This window comes from Streptomyces sp. NPDC057654, assembly GCF_042800135.1.
Lineage (GTDB): Bacteria > Actinomycetota > Actinomycetes > Streptomycetales > Streptomycetaceae > Streptomyces.
Map to the genome: position 1 here is coordinate 2461 of NZ_JBHVHQ010000693.1, position 2206 is coordinate 4666.

The following is a 2206-nucleotide window of genomic DNA, read 5'->3' on the forward strand; positions in this document are numbered from 1 at the left end:
CGACCGAGTCACGGGTCACCTCCCGTCCGAGCGCCCTGCCGACCGAACGGCGCCGCTTCCGGCTCCCGTTCAGCGGCTGGCACCTGGTGCTCGCGCCGCTGGGCCTGCTGTTCGCGCTGCCGCTGATCTGGCTGCTGCTGAGCTCGTTCATGAGCGACGCCGAGATCAACCGCTTCCCGCCGGCGCTCTGGCCCTCGAAGATCGACTTCGGCGGGTACCACTACGTCCTCGGCAACGCCAAGTTCGTGCGCTGGCTGCTGAACTCGGCGATCGTCTCCGCGGTCGCCGTCACCTCCAACCTGGTGTTCGGCGTGCTCGGCGGCTACGCGTTCGCCCGGATGCGGTTCGCCGGCTCGCGGTTCCTGCTCGTCCTGATGATGGCGACCATGGCCATCCCGTTCCAGCTCACGATGATCCCCACCTTCCTGGTCATGAAGAAGCTCGGGCTCATCGACACGCTCGGCGCGCTGATCGTGCCCGCTCTCGTCACGCCGTTCGCGGTGTTCCTGCTGCGGCAGTTCTTCCTGTCGCTGCCCCGGGAACTGGAGGAGGCCGCTTGGATCGACGGCTGCTCCCGGCTGCGCGTCATCTACTCCATCATCCTGCCGCTGGCGCGGCCCGCGCTCTCCACCGTCGCGGTGCTGACCTTCCTGTCCACGTGGAACGACCTCACCTGGCCGCTGATCGCCATCAACCACGACACGCAGTACACCCTGCAACTGGGCCTGACCACCTTCCAAGGACAGCACCACACCAAGTGGTCCGCGGTGATGGCGGGCAACGTCCTGACGATCCTTCCGGTGCTCGTCGCGTTCCTCTTCGCGCAGAAGGCCTTCATCCGCTCGGTCGCCTCCAGCGGCCTCAAGGGCTGACCGCCCGCCCAGGCCGCCTGGGACGAAGCCCTCGCCCACCTCTCTCCCTTCTCTCCCATCGGAGCACACACCTCATGACCACCCAACCCAAGATCGCTTTCATCGGCGCCGGCAGCGTCGTCTTCACCCAGGGGCTGCTCGCCGACCTCTTCGCCTTCCCGGAGCTGCGCGACGCGCACATCGCCCTGCACGACATCGACGCCGAACGGCTGGCCACCGCCGAGGCCGCGGCCCGCTACATCGCGCGCGAGCTCAACGCCGACGCGAACATCACCGCCCACGCCGACCGCCGCGAGTCCCTGGCCGGCGCGGACTTCGTCATCAACATCGTGCAGATCGGCATGGGCGAGTCCACCCGTACCGACTTCGACATACCCGCCCGCTACGGGCTGCGCCAGACCATCGGCGACACCCTCGGCGTCGGCGGCGTCTTCCGCGCCCTGCGCACCTTCCCCTTCCTCAAGCAGCTCGGCGAGGACATCACGGAGCTGTGCCCCGACGCGTGGCTGCTCAACTACACCAACCCCATGGCCATGAACATCCAGTACCTCACCGAGGCCACCGGGCTGACCAAGGTCGTCGGCCTGTGCCACTCGGTGTACTGGACCATGCACGACCTGGCCGAGCTCGTGGACGTCCCCTTCGACGAGATCACCTACCGGGCCGCGGGCGTCAACCACCAGGCCTGGGTGCTGCGCTTCGAGCACAACGGCACGGACCTCTACCCCCGCCTCGACGAACTCATCGCCAAGGACGAGCAACTGCGGCGCCGGGTGCGCGTCGACATGTACCGGCGGCTCGGCTACTACCCGACCGAGACCAGCGAGCACTCCTCGGAGTACGTGCCCTGGTACCTGCACCACGACAGCGAGATCGACCGGCTGCGCCTGCCGATCGGCGCGTACGTCGGCATCGTCGACGAGAACGTCGCCGAGTACGAGCACACCCGCGACGCGCTCGCGGCCGGCGAGGCGCTCACCGTCGAAGGCACCATGGAGTACGCCCCGCAGGTCATCCACAGCATCGTCACCGGCACCCCGCGGACGATCTACGGGAACGTCCCCAACCGCGGCCTGATCGACAACCTCCCGGCCCACGGCGTGGTCGAGGTGCCCTGCCTCGTCGACGCCACCGGCGTCCAGCCGACCCGCGCCGGCTCCCTGCCGCCGCAGCTGGCGGCCCTCAACCGCACCTACCTGAGCATGAACGACCTGGTCGTCCGCGCCGCCGTCGACAACGAGCCGCTGCACATCCGGCACGCCGCCATGACCGACCCGGCCACCGCCGCCACGCTGACCGTGGACCAGATCTGGCGGCTCTGCGACGACATGGTC

2 protein-coding genes are annotated in these 2206 nt (G+C 68.7%); both read left to right on the forward strand.

Features of this window, described 5'->3' with window-relative positions:
- Window positions 1–35 precede the first annotated feature (35 nt).
- Window positions 36–872 carry a carbohydrate ABC transporter permease gene (locus tag ACFU99_RS33810; protein ID WP_384399419.1) on the forward strand — a complete coding sequence of 279 codons (837 nt, stop codon included), beginning with the start codon at window positions 36–38 and terminating at the stop codon, window positions 870–872.
- A 74-nt stretch (window positions 873–946) separates the two neighbouring features.
- A partial coding sequence (locus ACFU99_RS33815) for an alpha-glucosidase/alpha-galactosidase (RefSeq protein ID WP_384399416.1) occupies window positions 947–2206 on the forward strand: 1260 nt, incomplete at its 3' end.